Source organism: Paracidovorax sp. MALMAid1276 (genome assembly GCF_049198005.1).
Classification (GTDB): domain Bacteria; phylum Pseudomonadota; class Gammaproteobacteria; order Burkholderiales; family Burkholderiaceae_C; genus Acidovorax.
In genome coordinates, this window is record NZ_JBMIRS010000011.1 from 1 (window position 1) to 3,264 (window position 3,264).

The window sequence follows — 3,264 nt, forward strand, 5'->3', positions numbered from 1 at the left end:
AGCGCTTATCCATCAAGCGCTGATAGCTCACTATTTGATAGCAATCACTGCCCACGCGGCCGCGTGGCCCAGGCCAGCGCAAAGCTGAACGCCAGCGCGGGCAAGGCCGAGCCCGCGCCCGGCAGCAGCTTGGGCGCGAGGTGGTACACCGCAACGCCCGCCAGCCAGATCGCAACCGGCGCCACGTTCACCTTGCGGGCCGCCGCCAGCAGCGCGGGCGCATCGGTGCCAAAGGCCAGGCGCCCCAGAATCACGCCAAACAGCGGAACGAACACCGAGCTCAGCAGCAGCAGGAACGGCTCCAGACTGTGCATGGGCAGCACCAGCGCCAGCCCCGTGCACAGAGCGGCCACCAGCAGCCCCCAGGCGCGTACGCCAAAGCGCGGCAGCAGGCTGTGGGCCGACACCGCGCCCGAATACGTGTCGCCATAGGCGTTGTCCACCTCGTCGATCAGGATCAGCGACAGCGCAATCAGCCCGCCCTGCGCCAGCAGCAGCGCCTGCACCAGGTCCTTGCTGGGCAAGGTCAGCGCCACCAGCACGCCCAGGCTGTAGCACCACATATTGGCCAGCGCATAGCCCAGCCAGGTGCCGCGCAGCGCGGCGCCGCCGCTCTTGCCGTGGCGCGCGTAGTCGGCCACCAGCGGCAGCCACGAGATCGGCATGGCGATCACCAGGTCCAGCGCGGGCAGCACGCCCATGCCACCCGCGCCCTGGCGCGTCCACAGCGCTTCAAAACCTTGGGCTTGCGCCAGCGACAAGAACTGCCAAGACAGCCACAGCAGCGACAGCACCACCAGCGGCAGCGCCACGCGCGCAATCACCTTGCGCACCAACTGCACCATGGAGCCGCTGATGAGCAGCATCACCACGCCGCCCCACAGCAGCGTGGCCAGCACGGGCCAATGGGCGCCCGCCATGGCGCCCGACTGCTGGCCGATGGCCACGGTGGCATCGCGCATCACCACCAGCTCGAACGTGCCCCAGCCCACCAGCTGCACGATGTTGAGGATGATGGGCAGGCTGGCAAACGTGCGGCCATACACGGCGTGCATCAGCCCCGCGCTGGCCAGGCCGCTGTCGCAGCCCAGCTTGGCCACCCAGCCCAGCAGGCCCGCGCCCACGATGGAGCCGGCGACGATGGCGATCAGTGCCTCTTTGGTTCCCAGCGCGGGCATCAGGTACGCGCCCACCTGCATCACCAGCAGGCCCACGCCCAGGCTGAACCAGAGCGAGGCGTGGTCATGCCACTGGAAGACACGGCGGTCGGGGGAGACGGGGGCCAGCGCTTCGTTGGTGGCAGCGGGCGCGGCGGGGGATGAGGACATGGAAAGCTCCGTAGCAGTACAGAGCAGGGGCGGCCCGCCGGTGCGCGCCGAGCGGTGTGGTCGGTGCGGCGCCATGACGGACTTGCTTCCCTGCGCGAGGATGATCTCAAGCCTGCAAAGCAAAACGATGCAGGCAACAGGTTCGAAGGGTTTGATCTCAGCCCTGACGTTGATGGCGTGCAGGACACCCCTAGCGATGCGGTCACATTCTATTTCTGCTGCAGAGCAGTTGGTGCGAGGCCAACAGAAGGCTCAGCCTTCGGACGGGAGAATCATCCCGGGCCTCCAAGGAGAGCAGCCATAACCGAATTACGTCAACGCATGATCGATGCGATGGTGGTGCGCGGCGTCGCCCAGGGCTTGCAGCAAGCCTACGTGCAGGCCATCCGGCGCATGGCCCGACGCTACCGGCGCGCCCCGGCTAATTGCACCGCTGAGCAAGTGCAGGAGTACCCGCAGTCCCTGGTGCGAGAACATCACCTTTGTTCGAGAAGGTGTTGTGAAGACACGCCAGGACGTCAACGTTTCCATGGCCAGACCAAAAAGATGCCGTAGAGTTCGCCGCGCTTGATTGGGTGTCATGGTTCAATCACCATCACCCGCTCGAACTCGTCGGGTACATCCCCCCAGTAGAAGCTGAGGCAAACTACACCCGCAACTTGCCAGTCAGTCCTCCGTGGGAAGTAGGCTGACGTAAACCAAACAGCCTCCGCAGACACGCGGCCACTCACACATGAGCTTTCTTCGTCATATCGTTTGCGCTTTCTGTGTCACTGCACCTTTCTTGGTATACGCCCAAGAGCGTGCGGAGACCGCTGTTGCCAACCTTCGGACTGCAGTTGTTGGCATCACCGTTGCGCCCACGGGGCAGCCCATCGCGCAGCGTGAACCAGCTGTAGATTCAATGAACCCGGCTCATTCTTCTACGAGCAGGGGCGCCGCCGTAGGAGCCGGAACGCTCGTATCAGCAGATGGACTGATTCTCACAATCGCTTCCCTTTTCGAAACTCCCGGCGACATCATCGTCACGCTGGATAGCGGCGAGAGAATAAAGGCATCCCTCGTAGGGCAAGACCGCCACACCGGATTGGCCTTGCTGAAGGTCGATCGAACGAACGTGCCGTTCCTGAGGGTTACAGCACCTCAGGGGTTGGCACTGGGAGAAAGAGTCATTGCATTGGGCCGGACCGCGTTCGAGACAGGCTCCCCTTTGGTAGTAACCGATGGCATTGTTAGCTCTACGTGGTCCGCTGGCATGGGTGTGGCCTCGTTCATTCAGGCAACGGTGCAAGTGCTTCCTGGGATGGGTGGGGGGCCTCTGATTCGGTTGAAAACGGGCGAGCTCGTTGGTGTGGTGAGTCAGCAGTATGTTCAGCGAGTGGGCATGTCAATCACGTTCGCCACCCCCATCGAGGTGTATTTAGGGATCGCTACCGAACTGCGGAGCCGTGGGCAGGTAGCTCGCGCTGCGATTGGCATCAGCGCCAATGTACTGTCTGAAGAGGACTCTCGAAGGATAGGGCTACCGGTCAAGATGGGAGTCATCCTGACTGGCATTCGAGACAGCGGCCCTGCTCAGAAGGCGGGACTACAAGTCGGTGACGTAGTTCTCGCAGTGGAGGGAAAGGAGCCTACGTCTGCGCCTTCACTATTCGAGCTGATCCGAAGCAAACCGCCTGGCTCCAGGCTTGAAGTACAGATATTTCGAAGAGGCGTGACACAGACGATTCACGTGACGAGCGAGGCCGTGTCTGGCGCGTGAGGATGAGCTCTAACTTTCCTATATGGACTCCCCCACAACAACAAGAGCCTGATCGATTGGGGCCCAGAGGGTAAAACACCTGCAGTCGTATATCCGGCATCTGGAGTGGGATCGTCAATGTCCCGTGCCGACATGGAATCTGCGTCACCGCGTCGCCACAAGTTGCAAGCGGGA

Annotated in this window: 3 protein-coding genes; 2 read left to right on the top strand and 1 reads right to left on the bottom strand. The window is 62.8% G+C overall.

The annotated features are described in order from the left end of the window. Positions 1–44: 44 nt before the first annotated feature. The gene (locus tag ACOQFS_RS00115; RefSeq protein WP_421560950.1) at positions 45–1,328 is read right to left on the bottom strand and encodes a purine-cytosine permease family protein; all 1,284 of its coding nucleotides are present in this window, start codon (positions 1,326–1,328) and stop codon (positions 45–47) included. 333 nt (positions 1,329–1,661) lie between these two features. Here ACOQFS_RS00115 and ACOQFS_RS00120 point away from each other — a divergent pair, with 333 nt between their 5' ends. Both ACOQFS_RS00120 and ACOQFS_RS00125 read left to right on the top strand, forming a co-directional pair. Next, positions 1,662–1,883 (top strand): phage integrase N-terminal SAM-like domain-containing protein, encoded by a 222-nt coding sequence (locus ACOQFS_RS00120; RefSeq protein WP_421560952.1) that lies wholly within the window; start codon positions 1,662–1,664, stop codon positions 1,881–1,883. A 349-nt stretch (positions 1,884–2,232) separates the two neighbouring features. After that, positions 2,233–3,090: a S1C family serine protease gene (locus ACOQFS_RS00125; protein WP_421560951.1), complete on the top strand. Its 858-nt coding sequence runs from the start codon at positions 2,233–2,235 to the stop codon at positions 3,088–3,090. Positions 3,091–3,264 lie beyond the last annotated feature (174 nt).